Below are 15,109 nucleotides of genomic sequence, written 5' to 3' on the forward strand. Positions count from 1 at the left end.
TGATGTTTGATCTATTTATCAACGAATTAAAACGTTATCGCAAGGTCACTATACTAGGATTTCTTGCTCATATGATCGTTTGGGCTGTGATGACCAAAGTATTTCCAGCACTTGCTCCACATCCTATTAAATTTTTGGTGCTTGTTGGATTAGCGACTCTTGCTGGTGCAGCTTTTGGCGTTGTCGCCAACTCACTCATTCGTCGCAAAAATCATTGGATGTATCTAGTCCATCGCCCTATTTCAACTGGTAATATTCATTTAGCAATTAGCGGTGCTCACGTTATGGCTCTTATCTTTGTAGTCGCATTACCTATATTTTTAATATTTGGCTTTTATGATGTGTTTACCACTAGCGTCGTTGATGCCAGATACTATTGGACAGTAGTTCACATAACTTGCATCGCGCTAACGGGTTATTTCTTAGGCAGTTACGGCGTTTTTTCGCCAGCAAAAGCAAGCTTTGCCGCTTTGTGGTTAATGTTTTACGTGACCCATGAAACACCACTGCCATTAGAAATTGAACTTAGCGTAGACTTATTCTTTGTTATCTCGTCGTTTGCGTTGTCACGCTATTGCTTTAAAGTAAATCCTGAAAACGTTAGCCAAACCAGCGTTTTTACCGTGGCAAGTGTACTCGCCTTGCAGCCTGCGTTATTAATAGTCTTATTAATGGTACAAGGCACTATATATCATACGGGTTTAGCAATATTTTCTACTCATCCGAGTAAGAACTTCGAGCTTAACAGTTACCAGAATTTTAGAAGTAAAGACTTACCCGATGCCTTCGAACAATTGCTTGAGCAAAGTACAAATCCTAAAGCAACCACCATAACCCAAGAACTTGCGCTATCGAAGTACAACTTTACTCGCAAACACACATTTAACGCACCAACTCGCCAACAACTATTTTTTAAAGAGAAGCCTCAACGTTATGCCATGGTAGATGAAACGAACAATCGACTATGGGTGTTCTCTCACAAAGATATGGTGTTTGTCGGCCGCAATAACCAAGCAGATACCATAGAAAAATACATAGGTGCAAATGGCTTCTTTAATCCAGAGCAAACTGTAAAAGCGTCAGACAAATTTACGCAAGTACCTGCTATTTTGAGTAACAAGTTTATTCAAAGTGCTGACACTCTTTACACCATAGATTTTGAACACGAAAAGGTAGTAACTAAGTTTGCACTGCCAGCGGGCGAATTTTTCGTTAAAAACATGAAAACTATGTTTGATAAAGTCGTGATTCAGTCAAATAAAGCAACCTACTTTTTCGACACCATAGATTTTAATCTCAGTTCGAAAACCATTGTTCCTGAACATGTTATCCAACACCCAAACGATTTAATGCGTTATGAACAAGTTGTCATTTCAGAAGTCATGAGTGGCTACATTCTTGGCTATTTCGATAACCATTACTTTGGCTATAACCAACCAGGTGCTAGCGTAATTTTCGCTGACCGCGACGAAAAGTCAGGTGAATCTTTAGTAGAGTATGCCTTTACTGAACCACACGTCGCCATGCCTATTACGTATCAATCATGGTTATTGTCGCCAATTGTGATGAATGTTTTCGCTGGCATATTTACTTCTAACTTGCATGTACAAGGTGAACCTTACGCGCCGTATCAATTCTTTTGGCAGCGCGACATTCCGAGTAGTGTACAAACACTGGCTATATCTTTGTTGTTAGCGTCAGCGCTATTAAGTTTTATCGTCGCGCGACATATCCAGCTTTCAAGCAAACAGCAAACCTTGTGGGCAATATTAGGATTAATTTGTGGTATTCCTGGCTTACTAGCGCTAATGCTACTTAATTGGAATGCGACAAAACAAATGGTTTTATCTTTTGTTCCAGCGAACAAATCTTCTCAACGTCACCAAGTGGTGACCAAGGAGCATGCTAATGTCTGATTTATTCTCAAATGAATTAGCACGATTTCGTAAACCAGCAATGTTTATCGGCTTTTTAGTGCTGGTAATTCTGGCTTACTATTCAAGTATTACGCCTATCATGGCGAAACAGATGGAAGTAGATATATTTATCTTACTTTCCATATTATTAGGATTGAGCTTTGGCATTTATCAAATGTACTTATATAAAAAGCCAAGCCAATGGACCTTTTTGATCCATCGACCAATTGAACCCAAAAAGATATTTTACTCAATTACTGGCGCGGCTATTGCCGTAATCACCATAGCAATCACCTTGCCGTTCTTAGCGTTATTTGTTGGCTTAGATCTCGGTAATGTCGATATAGTCGAAGGCAGGCATTATTTGTTTGTTATTCACATCACTATGTTAGCGCTAGTGAGCTATTTTATTGGTGTTTACACCATTTTAAACCCAAGCTGGATCGCATTCGCCGCAATTGGTTTACTGTACTTCATGATTGCCACAGATCCAGTCTTGCCGGAAACTACCCTATTTAAAGATGTCATTTGCTTAGCTATTGTTTGGTACTTGGCAAAAGAATCTTTCAAAGTGAACTTATCGAAAGATTTTACCGATAAGAAAACACTATTTGTCGCAGTGATAGCTAGCCACACATTCTTGTGCTTCCTTGCGCTATTTAGCCAAATGATTTTTTACCATATTCCGCTATTTATCGTCGATAAACACCCTGATAGCTACCCAAAAGAGCAATTGACAGATTATTACTCAATTTTATGGCACGTTGACGGTGAAGAATTAGTCGAACTTGTCGTTGACGAGAATAACTACCCTGATAAAGCAATGTTGTTAAAGCAAGTGAAAAATGCGCAAGAAGATTCAGTAAAAGCTCGTTTTGATTTCCCAAAAACGAAAGGCCAAATCTTTCATATGGATGAAGGGTATGAAAGCTACGCTATTGTGGACAAGAAAAACAAAACCAAATGGTTTTTCTCACACAATGAAGGTGTATATATCGGCAAGCACCAACGTACAGGGGAAGTTGTAGGGTACTTAACACCTGAAGGATTTATTGAAACAGCAACGTCACTTGCCCAACTTAGCGATAAGCAAAGGTTTAATGAAGTTCCGATCCAATGGGGAAATAAATATGTTCGTACCTTTACTAAGCTTTACACGGTTGATTTTGACGACAAATACTTCGAATTAAAGCACCAACTTCCTGAAGGTGAGTTTTATACTCAATACGCTCAGTATTCAGAACATTCAGGGCTGGTTGCAATGACGTCAAACAAAGCAATTTATTTATTCAACCGTCAGGCCTTTGAGCAACTTAATATCGAAATTGAACCACAAATGCGTATCCAGGCGCCAAGGGCGTTGAATAATCTTCAGTATTTATCATATTTCGATTTATTAGACGGTTATTTAGTGACGTTTCCCAGCGCGGACTATTTTGGTAGAGAAAAGCCAGGGATAGGTCTTGTCTATGCAAAACACAGTGGCGAACAAATTCTCGTCACAGAAAAATCGTTTAAGCAATATCGACCTCTGCCACCATTCGTGTCTAATCAAGAAATTGCTGCATCGCCAATTGGTATGGGACTAATTTTTACCTGGATTGATGGTCTGTCTAAGCACCCTGAAGATCGTGAACATTATACTGTGAATGAACTGCTTCAACACAGATTCCATCAAGACGTTTACATTGGTATGGCTATTTTAATGCTCATTAGCTTAGTGACGGTTTTCTGGATACAAACTAAACGCAAAGCATCTGCTAGTGACAAGCTGTTTTGGCTTACCATGATATTGCTGTTCAGTTTTATTGGCTTAGTCAGCTTCCTGATGCTAGTGCCTTGGCGACATTTAATCATCAAGCCTAAGAAACTGACACAGCAAGCCAATGGTTCAAGTTCACCCACGTTGGCAGAGTCTACAACATAAGCTAACTCCGTAACCCAACACATACGATTTGTATTCTTCTAGGCAGGAAACTGCCTAGTAAGACAAACTAAGGATAACCGCAATGAAGCACTCCTTTTTACTAAGGCTAGCATTTTGCACCCTGTTTTTGACAAACAGCGCCTTTGCTGAAATGCAAGAAACTCCTGCTGCTTGGCTAAAAACACAAGTTGAAAAAGCCGAGAAGTTAAGCCCTGCACCTTTAATTAGTCGCAACCAATACTTATATTCGTCTGCCGTTTTTGGTGTCCAGCTATCACCTGACGGCACTAAGCTAATATACCGTGTAAAGGAAGGCAGTCGAGACAAAAAAATCAATAGTATTTGGCTATACAAGATTAAAGAACATAGCCATGAAAAGTTATTTACCTATCGTGATATTCGAAACACTGGTTGGTCAAACGATAGCAAGATGTTGCTTTTAGAAGCTGGAAACCAAATAGCCGTTAGCGACATTTCAAAAAAACAGCCTCCTATTATTATTGGCAGCATTAACCGCACCAAACATGAAAAATGGCTTGGTATGGACGATAGCCAAGAAAACGCTGTGCTTTTAAAACGCTGGGATGAAATTGACGAGTCATTTTACGTCGAACGTTTAACGTTCTCAGGTGAATCTAACGAAATTTACCGTACTAAAGACACCTTTAACTGGTTCGAGGTAGATAAACAAGGCAAGCCTTCTTTGATGCGTATCTACAACCAAGCTGAAAATCACAAAGGCGAACAATTCATTTATGATATTGCCAAAGGCAATAAAAAGCGTATATGGCAATGTGACTGGGATGACGGTTGTCAGATCATTAATTATGATCGACAACAGCAATCCTTACTAATGATAACCAACCGTTGGTCTGATAAATATCAATTAGTAAACGTTAATTTAGAAGGCGGGCATCAGGTCATTCATCAAGACCCTAAAAATGTTTCCGATTTAACGACCATTCAGTTTTCTTGGCAAAACGCTAAATGGTTGCCGGTGCTAGCGAATTATTATGATGATGTTAATCGACCAGAGGCTATCCAACCATATGCACAGGATCATGCTAAAAAGCTTAAAACACTGTTTAACGACAACTCTTACTTTGTGCAAATACCTTCACACCTAACAGTTAAAGAACAGCAAGAAAATGGCTACTGGCTTGTGAGCACCCATCAGCACAGTGTGGTTAGCAACTATTACCTATACGAGCTTAAAAGCCAAACGCTTACGCCAATTCTGCAGGAAGAAACAAAAGCCGCGAATAGTAAACGCCCAATCATTGATGATAATTATTTAGCACCTCGATTTGCCGTACACTACCCAGCAAGAGATGGGTTTATGTTGCAAGGCTATTTAACTTTACCTAGAGGACAAAACATTAAAAACTCGCCTCTAGTGGTATTTCCTCATGGCGGACCGTGGTCTAGGGACGACGCAGAGTTAAACCTCCATGCCATTTTTCTAGCTAATCGGGGCTATGTCGTTTTCCAACCAAATTTTCGAGCGTCAACCGGGTTTGGTAAATCCCTTATGGCAGGTACCAAAAACGACTTTGGTTACGGCACCACGCACTTTGACATTATGGACTCCGTTTATTTCTTACTTAATAACGGTATAGGCGATAAAGACAAATTAGGTATTGCTGGGCATTCATTTGGCGGGTTTAGCACATTAACAGCGTTAACCTTTGAGCCTGACGTGTTTAAGGTAGGTTTTGCCGGCGCACCTCCCAGCCATGTTGGTCGCTCTGCTAAGTATTTCTATCGCTTTAAAAAGAAAGTGTTCGGTGAGTTTAAAGATCACTTTATGAAAGAGTTAGTTGTCGATTGGAATGACAAAGAAGCTTATGCCAACACATTTGAGCAGTCGCCGGAGGCACATATTGATCAGTTAAAGACGCCTTTACTGATGTGGGCGGGGTATTACGACCGACGCGTATTTATTGCCGATGTAAAAAACTATGCCATCAAAGCAAAGCAACAAAACAAACCTATTACCTTGTTTGTTGACCCGCTAGCGATGCACTCTCCTGAATCTAAAATGACAGTAGAAGCTTATATGTTTCTCATGGAAGCAAGCTTAGGACACTATTTAGGGGGCGGCATTGAACCGATTAAACAAGATCAAGATAAAAGCTTGTATCGCTTTGTAAAAAAACACATTGCGCTCGATAACAACAGCTTTTTGTCAAAATACCTTCATTAAACTGTAATGTCCCAACCGTAAAGTCAGACAACATAGCTTTACCAGCTAGTCTGACTTTACACTTCTATTAGTTATTGAACTTATTCTTGTTTCTAACACATCAGTCCAAGTTGACACAAAACTGTAACATTAGCTTCACGAGACTGTCACATTAGCTCACCAAAATGCACGCCAGCTAAATGATAATTAAAATAAGGTGTATTTGTGCGTGTATCGAGTTTCTCCCGTGGTTCAGTAATTGCCATTAGTGCTTTTGCAGCTATTTTCCTTGCCACCATGTATAAGGTAGGCGACTCCCTTACCACTAGCCGTGCTCAGTACAATGAATATCAACAGCTAAAATCACTTACCTCAGTTAAATTCAACCGTACTGTGGGTCAATACTTACGAACGGGTGATGCCAGCTTATTAAATGAAGCTGAAGCCATGCTCGACGACATTATTAATCACGCTAAGCTACTTGGTATTGCTTCTTTAACGGAGGCGATAGAAGTACAGGCAACACAATTAAAAGGCGATATTCAAACCAAATATCGCGCTATGGGTAAACTCAGTGGCGACCCGTTAGCCTTACTTCGAAATGGTGAACGCGAAATCGCGGCGATCAACAAAGATTTAGCAAAATATGCAGGTCAAAGCACCGAGCTCAATGACCAACAGCGCGTACAGTATTTATTATTAACCAGCCAAGTGGCTAAAGCCTTAGCTGATCTGGTTGATGCACGCGAAACCATGTTTGCCCGACAACAGCTAGGCAGCGATTCGTTAAACCTAGCCGTTCGTGAGCTCTCTAGCCTGTCTCGTCAGTTTGACTCATTTCCAGAATTAGCAATTTTCTTAGCATCTGAGGATGACGAAGATGACTTCTTCGATGACGAAGACGATAAAGAAGATATTAGTGCTGAAGCTTTATCTGATCTGCAATCATTAATTAATCGCTACCAAGGCGAGTTAAACAATACGTTAAAACTGCAGCGCCAGCGCCAACAAGGGCTTTCGCTACTCACTAATCAAGTCGACGACCTCGAGAGTATTATTATGTCAGGCGAACAAGCTATCGCTGACGAGCAAGATAAAGTGAACTCTCAGCTCAAATGGGTTGTAGTCGGCTTACTTGCTTTTCTCATAATATTTTTAGCCGCAAATTACTGGCTAACGCGCAGTGTCGTACTTAACCCGTTACGCAAGCTTAGAGATAGTTTCGTTACCTTAGTAAACGAGGGCCGAGTAGATAACATTACCGGTATTCCACTAAAAACAGAACTTGGTGAAATTTCTCACAGCTTTAACCAAATGGTAAACAAACTTGCTGAAGAAGATAAAGAAAAAGCCACGCAGCTAAACTTGGTTTCAAACGCCATGCAAACCATGGAAAGCCAAGCAAAAAACATTCTAAATTCATCGTCTTCAACCAGCGACCATTTAGTGGTGGTTGATGAAATAATGGCGGCACTTTCGCAAGTCACTGATAACGTAAATACCTTATCGCATCAGGTGGTTGAGAATGCGCAAGCCACACAACAAGCGATGAACGACAGCCAGTATCAAGTGACCGAAGTGCTGCAAGCCAGTGAGCAAACGAATGTTGCTGCCAACGCAGGTAAAGAAGCGATTTCTTCTTTAGCGCAATCTGTAGAAAGTGTTGGCTCTATTGTTGACGTAATAAGCTCGATAGCCGACCAAACTAATTTGTTGGCATTGAATGCAGCAATTGAAGCTGCGCGTGCCGGAGAGCATGGTCGAGGCTTCTCAGTTGTTGCGGACGAAGTTCGCCAACTAGCCGGTAAAACCCAAGAATCACTAAATCAAGTGAGCAGTCGCTTAGAGCAGCTTAACCAAGCTAGCCAAACACTAGAAGAAAACATTTTTGGTATCGAAAAAGCGTCTAGCCAGCAAAAAGAAATTGCAGGCTTGCTAAAAGAAAACGCAGAGAGCGTTGTAGACAAAGCCATCACGTCCGCGAATGTTGCTGAAGAATCCCTTGAGCAAATCAATCAACAACGCCGCCACTTTGCTGAGTTTGAACAAGCAATGGAAAGCGTAAACAGTGAAGTGGGTCAATCGCGTGATTTAGCAGATAACATCTCAAAAGACGTTGCCAACCAAGTCAGTGATATCAATCAAACCTTAAAGTTAGTGTCAAACGATCATTAAAACTAATTGATTCATTAAAAAGTGGTTAAAGGTCAGTTATTTTGCTCAACAATTGATATAAGTGATCTATATTAATTGGCTTCGAAATACAGCTATCGAAGCCTTGCTCAAGGTATATTTCAATATCACGCTTTAAGACATTCGCCGTAAAAGCAATAACGGTTCCGGTAAACCCATTCTGTCTTAATAATTGAAAAGCGGTTATGCCATCCATAACAGGCATTTGAATATCCATAAGTATTATTGCTGGTCTTAACTCTAACCCTTTCTCCAACGCTTGTTGACCATTTTCCACTTCTACTAACGAGGCTTGGGTTGGCATTAATGCTTTTTTGATAATTGCCCTGTTGATACGATTATCATCTGCAACCATCACTGTTACACCTTTCAATACAGGACACAAAACTAACTCGCTGCTGAATTGAGACAGTTCTTGTTCATTACCAAGTTTTAATGGTAAACAAACCGTAAATTGAGTGCCAATGCCTTCTTCACTTTTAACCGATATATCACCTTCCATTAGCTTAATTAGTGACAGTGTTATTGCCATTCCTAGACCAGTACCACCGTATTTACGCGTTGTCGACATATCAGCTTGTGAAAAGCGCTTAAAAACATCTTCTATTACTTCACGAGACATGCCTATGCCAGTATCTGTAACTTGGATAGACAATCCACTTTCTGGTTGTTGATTACACAGTGGAGAGACAACGACTGAAATCTTCCCTCGTTCTGTAAACTTGGCAGCATTAGACAACAAATTTAATAAAATCTGCTTTGTTCTAACGGGATCTCCCTGCCAGCAGTCTGCAACTTGCTTTTCACAGTTATAAGATAGCGTTACGTTATCTTCGTCGATAGTTGGCATTAAGTCGCTCATCACAGATTCAACGGTATTGCGGATGCTAAAGCTAACATTTTCCAATGTCAGTTTGCCCGATTCAATTTTCGAGAAATCTAAAATGTCATTAATAATAGTTAACAAACATTCTGTAGAGAATAGCGACTGTTCTACCAACTCTTTTTGCTCTGAGCTAAGTTCATAACGATTTAACAACTGCAGAGAAGCATAAACACCATTCATCGGTGTTCTGATCTCATGACTCATATTAGCCAAAAATTCTTCTTTGGCTTGATTTGCCGATTCCGCTTGCTTCTTAGCAATACCTATTTGCTCAATATTTTCTTTCTGCTCAGTTATGTCGGTTCTTATTGAGGTAAAACCAGTTATCTCGTTCTTCGTATTGAAGTTAGGGACTATGGTGGTGTCCACCCAATAATAACTGCCGTCTTTGGCGCGATTTCGCACTTCATCTCGCCAAACTTTTCCTGACAAAACAGTACCGTGCATTTTCTGCCAGTATGCTTTTGATTGATTGCCTGAATTGAGGATATTGTGTTTTCGGCCTAGTAACTCTTGTTCTGAATAACCACTAATTTTCACAAACAAATCGTTTACGTAAAGTATCTTGCCCTCAAGATCCGTAATAGAAACTAAAGAGTGCTGATCAAGCGCAAACTTGGCGGCTTCCGCTTGTTGTTTAGCAATTGCTATTTGATTTAAGTGCTCTTTTTGCTCGGTAATATCCGTACGAATAGAGGTAAACCCGATGATCTCACTTTTTGAATTGTAGTTAGGTACTATGGTTGTATCGACCCAATAATAGCTGCCGTCTTTTGCTCGGTTTCTCACTTCATCATGCCAAACATTTCCCGACAAAACAGTACCGTGCATATGCTGCCAGTAAGACTTAGGTTTATTTCCTGAATTAAGAATATTGTGTTTTCGGCCAATTAATTCTTCTTTTGCGTAGCCACTTACTTTGACGAACTTATCATTAACATATTGAATATTGCCTTCCAAATCAGTTATCGACACAAGTGAGTGCTGATCTAACGCGAATTTTGCTGACTCAACTTGCTGGTTAGCGAATGCTAATTGCTCAATTGTTTTTTTCTGTTTTGTAATATCAGTTCTGATTGAAGTAAAGCCAATGACAACCTTGTTTTCGTTATAATTGGGTACAACAGTCGTATCAACCCAATAAAAACTACCATCTTTCGCCCTGTTTCTCACTTCATCATGCCACACAGCGCCCGACAGCACTGTATCATGCATATTTTTCCAATAGCTTTTATCTTGTTCGCCAGAATTGAGAATATTGTGCTTTCGACCAAGTAGTTCATGTAATGAATAGCCACTAACTTCACAGAACTTGTCATTAGCGTAAACAATTGTGCCGTCAATATCAGCAACAGAGACAAGAGAATGCTGGTCTAAAGCGAATCGTGCTGACTCGACATTTAAGGTTGAAATTGGCCCTTTAGTAACCGCCTCATAATTTGCTTCCATTCGCTCAAAACCGCCTTTAACTTCTACACTAAAGCTAAGTATAGTCAGAGATTGTTTGGTGTGGCTGTTTTATTAGTAAAACCAGCACCAAAGTACAAAAAGAGGAGTAAATAATTTATAAAAGGCTACTTTGTTGGATTTAGCTCTTCCTGCCTTAGCGTTAACACTTCAAAGCCATCAGCGGTTACTAAAACAGTATGTTCCCACTGCGCGGAAAGCTTTTTGTCGCGTGTAACTACTGTCCAGCCATCCTTTTTGGTTTTTGTTTTATGTGTACCCTGGTTGATCATAGGCTCAATGGTGAAAACCATGCCCTCTTTCAACTTTAGACCGGTATTTGGCTGGCCGTAATGCAACACTTGCGGGGCTTCGTGCATTTCCCTACCAATACCATGACCACAATATTCTCGAACGACACTATAACCATGTTTTTCAGCGTGTTGCTGAATCGCATAGCCAATATCACCCAACGTGACATTCGGTTTAACAACAGCGATACCTTTAAACATGGCTTCATAGGTGACATCGACTAGCTTTTGCGCAAGTGGCGTTACTTTTCCAACGCAATACATTTTACTACTGTCTGCAATAAAACCATTTTTCTCTAGCGTAATATCAATATTAACGATATCGCCTTGTTTTAGCTTTCGAGCAGGTGTTGGTACGCCATGGCACACCACCTCATTAATAGATGAATTTAAAACGTATTGATAATCGTATTGGCCTAAACTAGCTGGCCGCGCATGTAGCTCGTTTACAATAACGTTATCAACAAAATCGTTTATCGCTAATGTAGAAACACCTGCTTCAACAAAAGCGTCTAATCGGTGAAATACCTCAGCAAGTAAACGCCCAGATTCACGCATTAACGCGATTTCTTCGGTATTTTTTATGTGAATTTCTTCCATAGCCTCACATCCCCAGATTTGCTTCAAATCGAAAGTTAGTCATTTACTAACTGTATAACGTCAATATTTTGCTTCTTCTTTTCACGCTCAATAATCTGTTCATAAGTCAAGGTAGGGTTTTGCTCAGCAATTCTGCCAATTTTCATCCAAAACTCTGCCTGAGAATTAATGGAACGCTCCATTACCGCACTGTTTTTACGCACTTCTTCATGCAATTCATCTGAAATTTTTACAATACCCATAAACCTACGTCAGCAACAAACATACAATATGCTACATAATGTAGCACATCAATTATAAACTGCAATTATTCTGAGTTGGCTGCTATAGATTTTTAAAAGCTAAAAGAGAAAAGATCACCAAGCTTTATCACCATATAGAAATGGCTTGGGTCGACAATGTCTTCAATAGAGCAGTTGTAGAAGAGAAGAAGGCACATAAAGGCCTTCCTATCAAAGATTTCGGTTTACATTTGAACCAATAGAAAAGAAAACACACTTAACCAAACAAGCTTTATCCAATAAGAAATACGTTGATATAAACCTGCATTTTCTCTTGCCTTATAGGCTTTGGCTAACTTCACTAAATAAAAAACTGACGCTATAACCGTTAGCAAGGAAAACATTCTGAACCAAAATGGAATAAATGAAGAATCAGGGCTAAAAGCCACAAGCACAGGGGCAACAAGAAGTGAAAGCAACATGATAAGACCCGCCCAAGAGTGCACATTGCAACTAAAGCTAGGCGTTGTGGTATATGGGTCTTTATCCATAGGAAAATAACCTGCTACCCAAGTGCCAACACCATGAAGAACAACCAACCAGCCAACAATCACTAAAATTGTATTAGAATTAGGTAGTTGCGTAACATACCAGCCAAACAAGCAAAAGATAAAACCTAAAGGATAGTTATTTATTCTTGGAGATAACTTTTCAGTAGGACTTCCTGCTGCACCCAACTCACTGCAAAATTGATTTGAATGACTGTAGTTAGGGTAGTATTTAGCGGCAATAAAAACACCTAACGAAATCCAAACCGTAGCAACGAAACCAGATAAAGCTAGAATACTTTCAATCAACACCATACTCCTTGTGTAATCCCATATTAAAGGGCATAAAATGCTTACCTAATTTTAGCGACGATGGAGAAAAAGCCAATAGTTTTAGCTCTTTATAGTCTCTTATTAGACGTTTTTATGACTAACCCATACATTAAAATATGCAGCACCAAGTGCAATTTCTGTAACAATGGCTAATGATATCCCCAAGCCCGCAAAACCACGAAAATATTCCAGCGCGCCTAAAAGAGCTAGAGCAAACATTGAGACAGCCATTCCTAAACTAATCGCCTGTCTTGATTCAGAATGTAAGGCATTGCGACCAAGCCAAGCAATGATTGAAATCCCCAAAAATAGCATTGCAGCTCTTCTGCCGATAAAAAATGCAGAGCTATGCTCTTGAATGTTAAATAAACTGAAAATCACTTCGGGAATAAACAATAAAGTGAGACATAATATAAAAGCTATTAACGCCGTAATTAAGCTCAATTCCTTAAACTTGAACATATTCTTCCTTAATGCTTAACGCCGCTATACAGGGCGGATATTGCTTGGCTAAATGCGAAGCGGAGCCGAATCAAGCGTTAGCAGTCCCGCACTTAATTGGCTTGTTATATTACTTTATAAGTCTTAGTGAGTATTTGTAACGATAAACTTGACCTTGGTTGGCTTTAAGAGCCGCTATTACAATCTCAAATACAGCAAAAATTAAGAAGAAAATTGCTATCACCATACCAATAACAAATTGCCATGAAAGAGTGCAAATAATCACAATGACAGCGCAGAAAATTTGAAAGTTTACAGCTTCCTTACCCACCTGATTAATAAAATCAGACTCTTTCCTTTTTAACAGCCACAAACTTATTGTGCCAATAATATTACCAAAAGGAAAAACAAAACAAAGGAATCCTGCTAAATGGCAAAACGCCCCCCAAGTTCTTTCATCATTACTTAATTCTTCAAAATCCATTTACTAATTCCTTATAGAGCACAATGTTAGACGAGTAATATAACGCCACATTCAAGGAGCTGAAAACAGTTTGCTAGCGTTGTGAAGCGGAGTAAACTGTCAGCTGTAACGTTACTGCAATGGCTTGTTATATGAGTTTTTACTTTATGCCATAGCTCTTCTTAAACTTTCTTACTTTAGCACGCATGTTTTTCATTGGCGATGAAGTATTAAATTGGATCATCTTGCCCAGTGTATACTTTTCATACCAAGCGACACCGTAGAGTTCATGCTCACTTAATGAGCCAATCAGCGACAAGACATCATTTGTTGTTACTTTAAACTCGGAGATTAAATCATTGTAGTTCCAGTCGTGATATTCTAAGTGGAAACTTTGCGCCAATTTCCCTAATTCATTCCATTTATAACCAGTCTCTGGAAAGTCTACAGCTTGGTTAGTTGCTGTAAGTTTATTCCATTTAAGGACTAGCTTTCCCCAACCAATTAGATAGGCAAGTGTGTCACTAACACTTATTTTTGTTCCTTTGATATTGCCTTCTACTCCGATAGTTCTAGTTAGCTCCTCAGGAATACTCCAATAGTCGACAAGAATTTTGTCAAACGCTAGTTGTATGGCTTGTTCCAATTCTTCTTTATTTGTGGGGACTGATGCCAAAGGTGACTCCATTCACATAATTGCTTTGTTATACAGGAACTTGCATCTTACCTATGTTAGTTGCAAAACCGCCGACTTTTACTTTCGTCACCATAGAATTATTAGAGCTAACAGCTGCTGTAATTATGGAAGTGGAATTCATAGCTCTACCTTGTTCAAAAATATAATCACCACCTAAAGCTAGATGCTCTGTAAGATAACATGCTAAAGCGCCACTTGAGCTACCCGTAGCTGCTTCTTCTGATATACCAAACAATGGAGCAAAATTACGACAGCTGGCTGTAAGCTTTTTGTCAGACTCACAAAGCTCAAAAACATGAAAACCTATAACGTTATGCTTTTTGCAGAAGGCTGCAATTAGTTCATCATCTGGTTCTATTAGATCTAAATACCCCTTTGAAACAGGAATAATCACATCAGGAAGACCCGTTGAAATAACTTCAATAGGCAGCTTAGTGTTTTCTAATACATGACTTTCTAAGCCAATAACATTTGCGACTTCTTGATAGGAAAAACACTTTATTTTTTGAGGCAATTGTTGCTCCATAACGACTTTGCCATTTGGCTCTATGTGTACTGAAAGCATTCCTGCTTTCGTTTTTTGAATATAAGAGCCCGCGGTTAAAATATGCTTTTCAAACAATGTAGAAAATGTAGCTAAAGTGGCATGACCACAAAAATCGACTTCTTCAGTTGTTGTGTAAAAAGAAACTTCGAAGTCCGCGTCCTTGTCGCTCGAAACAAAAGCCGTTTCCGAGTAGCCTACAGTTTGCGCGATTTTTAATTTTTGACTTTCCGAAAGCTTATCAGCATTTAAGACAACTCCTGCAGGGTTTCCTCCCTTTTCATTAACTGTAAACGAGCTAACCAAATTTACTTCGATATTCACCGACTATTCCAACCCCGTATAACGCCCCAATAAGGGCTAATAAATGCTTAGCTAAACTTGTGTGACAGAGCCGG

At 39.6% G+C, this 15,109-nt stretch carries 12 protein-coding genes; 4 read left to right on the forward strand and 8 right to left on the reverse strand.

Features of this window, described 5'->3' with window-relative positions; all coding sequences use genetic code 11:
• The first annotated feature begins 2 nt into the window (after nt 1-2).
• The 4 genes from ACOB80_RS09780 (at nt 3) to ACOB80_RS09795 (ending at nt 8,203) form a co-directional block, all read left to right on the forward strand.
• The gene (locus ACOB80_RS09780) at nt 3-1,916 is read left to right on the forward strand and encodes a hypothetical protein (protein WP_473165638.1); all 1,914 of its coding nucleotides are present in this window, start codon (nt 3-5) and stop codon (nt 1,914-1,916) included.
• The gene (locus ACOB80_RS09785) at nt 1,909-3,843 is read left to right on the forward strand and encodes a hypothetical protein (RefSeq protein WP_473165639.1); all 1,935 of its coding nucleotides are present in this window, start codon (nt 1,909-1,911) and stop codon (nt 3,841-3,843) included. Before ACOB80_RS09780 ends, ACOB80_RS09785 begins: the two co-directional genes overlap by 8 nt.
• 82 nt (nt 3,844-3,925) lie before the next feature.
• On the forward strand, nt 3,926-6,049 hold the full coding sequence (locus ACOB80_RS09790; RefSeq protein ID WP_473165640.1) for an alpha/beta hydrolase family protein: 2,124 nt from the start codon (nt 3,926-3,928) through the stop codon (nt 6,047-6,049).
• Between the two features lie 204 nt (nt 6,050-6,253).
• Nucleotides 6,254-8,203 carry a methyl-accepting chemotaxis protein gene (locus ACOB80_RS09795; RefSeq protein WP_473165641.1) on the forward strand — a complete coding sequence of 650 codons (1,950 nt, stop codon included), beginning with the start codon at nt 6,254-6,256 and terminating at the stop codon, nt 8,201-8,203.
• Between the two features lie 25 nt (nt 8,204-8,228).
• Here the strand turns inward: ACOB80_RS09795 and ACOB80_RS09800 are convergent, their stop codons facing one another.
• The 8 genes from ACOB80_RS09800 to ACOB80_RS09835 form a co-directional block, all read right to left on the reverse strand.
• Nucleotides 8,229-10,556, reverse strand: coding sequence for a PAS domain S-box protein (locus ACOB80_RS09800; protein WP_473165642.1), 2,328 nt, complete (start codon nt 10,554-10,556; stop codon nt 8,229-8,231).
• Between the two features lie 125 nt (nt 10,557-10,681).
• Entirely contained in the window at nt 10,682-11,464 is a 783-nt protein-coding gene (map, locus tag ACOB80_RS09805; RefSeq protein ID WP_473165643.1) for a type I methionyl aminopeptidase, read from the reverse strand.
• Nucleotides 11,465-11,499: 35 nt separating this feature from the next.
• The gene (locus ACOB80_RS09810) at nt 11,500-11,706 is read right to left on the reverse strand and encodes a ParD-like family protein (RefSeq protein ID WP_473165644.1); all 207 of its coding nucleotides are present in this window, start codon (nt 11,704-11,706) and stop codon (nt 11,500-11,502) included.
• A gap of 224 nt (nt 11,707-11,930) precedes the next feature.
• Complete coding sequence (locus tag ACOB80_RS09815) at nt 11,931-12,542, reverse strand: DUF998 domain-containing protein (protein WP_473165645.1); 612 nt, start codon at nt 12,540-12,542, stop codon at nt 11,931-11,933.
• Between the two features lie 105 nt (nt 12,543-12,647).
• A complete protein-coding gene (locus tag ACOB80_RS09820; protein WP_473165646.1) occupies nt 12,648-13,028 on the reverse strand; it encodes a hypothetical protein in 381 nt (126 codons plus the stop codon).
• 109 nt (nt 13,029-13,137) lie between these two features.
• Nucleotides 13,138-13,491 (reverse strand): DUF4870 domain-containing protein, encoded by a 354-nt coding sequence (locus tag ACOB80_RS09825; RefSeq protein ID WP_473165647.1) that lies wholly within the window; start codon nt 13,489-13,491, stop codon nt 13,138-13,140.
• Nucleotides 13,492-13,630: 139 nt separating this feature from the next.
• Nucleotides 13,631-14,146: a ClbS/DfsB family four-helix bundle protein gene (locus ACOB80_RS09830; RefSeq protein ID WP_473165873.1), complete on the reverse strand. Its 516-nt coding sequence runs from the start codon at nt 14,144-14,146 to the stop codon at nt 13,631-13,633.
• A gap of 28 nt (nt 14,147-14,174) precedes the next feature.
• The gene (locus ACOB80_RS09835; protein WP_473165648.1) at nt 14,175-15,035 is read right to left on the reverse strand and encodes a PhzF family phenazine biosynthesis protein; all 861 of its coding nucleotides are present in this window, start codon (nt 15,033-15,035) and stop codon (nt 14,175-14,177) included.
• Nucleotides 15,036-15,109: the final 74 nt, after the last annotated feature.

The sequence above is a fragment of the Thalassotalea coralli genome (assembly GCF_055786205.1).

Excerpts from the sequence above, each read along its gene's own strand:
- ACOB80_RS09780 (WP_473165638.1), top strand. The coding sequence starts at position 3 with ATGTTTGATCTATTTATCAACGAATTAAAACGTTATCGCAAGGTCACT.
- ACOB80_RS09785 (WP_473165639.1), top strand. The coding sequence starts at position 1,909 with ATGTCTGATTTATTCTCAAATGAATTAGCACGATTTCGTAAACCAGCA.
- ACOB80_RS09790 (WP_473165640.1), top strand. The coding sequence starts at position 3,926 with ATGAAGCACTCCTTTTTACTAAGGCTAGCATTTTGCACCCTGTTTTTG.
- ACOB80_RS09800 (WP_473165642.1), bottom strand. The coding sequence starts at position 10,556 with ATGGAAGCAAATTATGAGGCGGTTACTAAAGGGCCAATTTCAACCTTA.
- map (WP_473165643.1), bottom strand. The coding sequence starts at position 11,464 with ATGGAAGAAATTCACATAAAAAATACCGAAGAAATCGCGTTAATGCGT.
- ACOB80_RS09810 (WP_473165644.1), bottom strand. The coding sequence starts at position 11,706 with ATGGGTATTGTAAAAATTTCAGATGAATTGCATGAAGAAGTGCGTAAA.
- ACOB80_RS09820 (WP_473165646.1), bottom strand. The coding sequence starts at position 13,028 with ATGTTCAAGTTTAAGGAATTGAGCTTAATTACGGCGTTAATAGCTTTT.
- ACOB80_RS09825 (WP_473165647.1), bottom strand. The coding sequence starts at position 13,491 with ATGGATTTTGAAGAATTAAGTAATGATGAAAGAACTTGGGGGGCGTTT.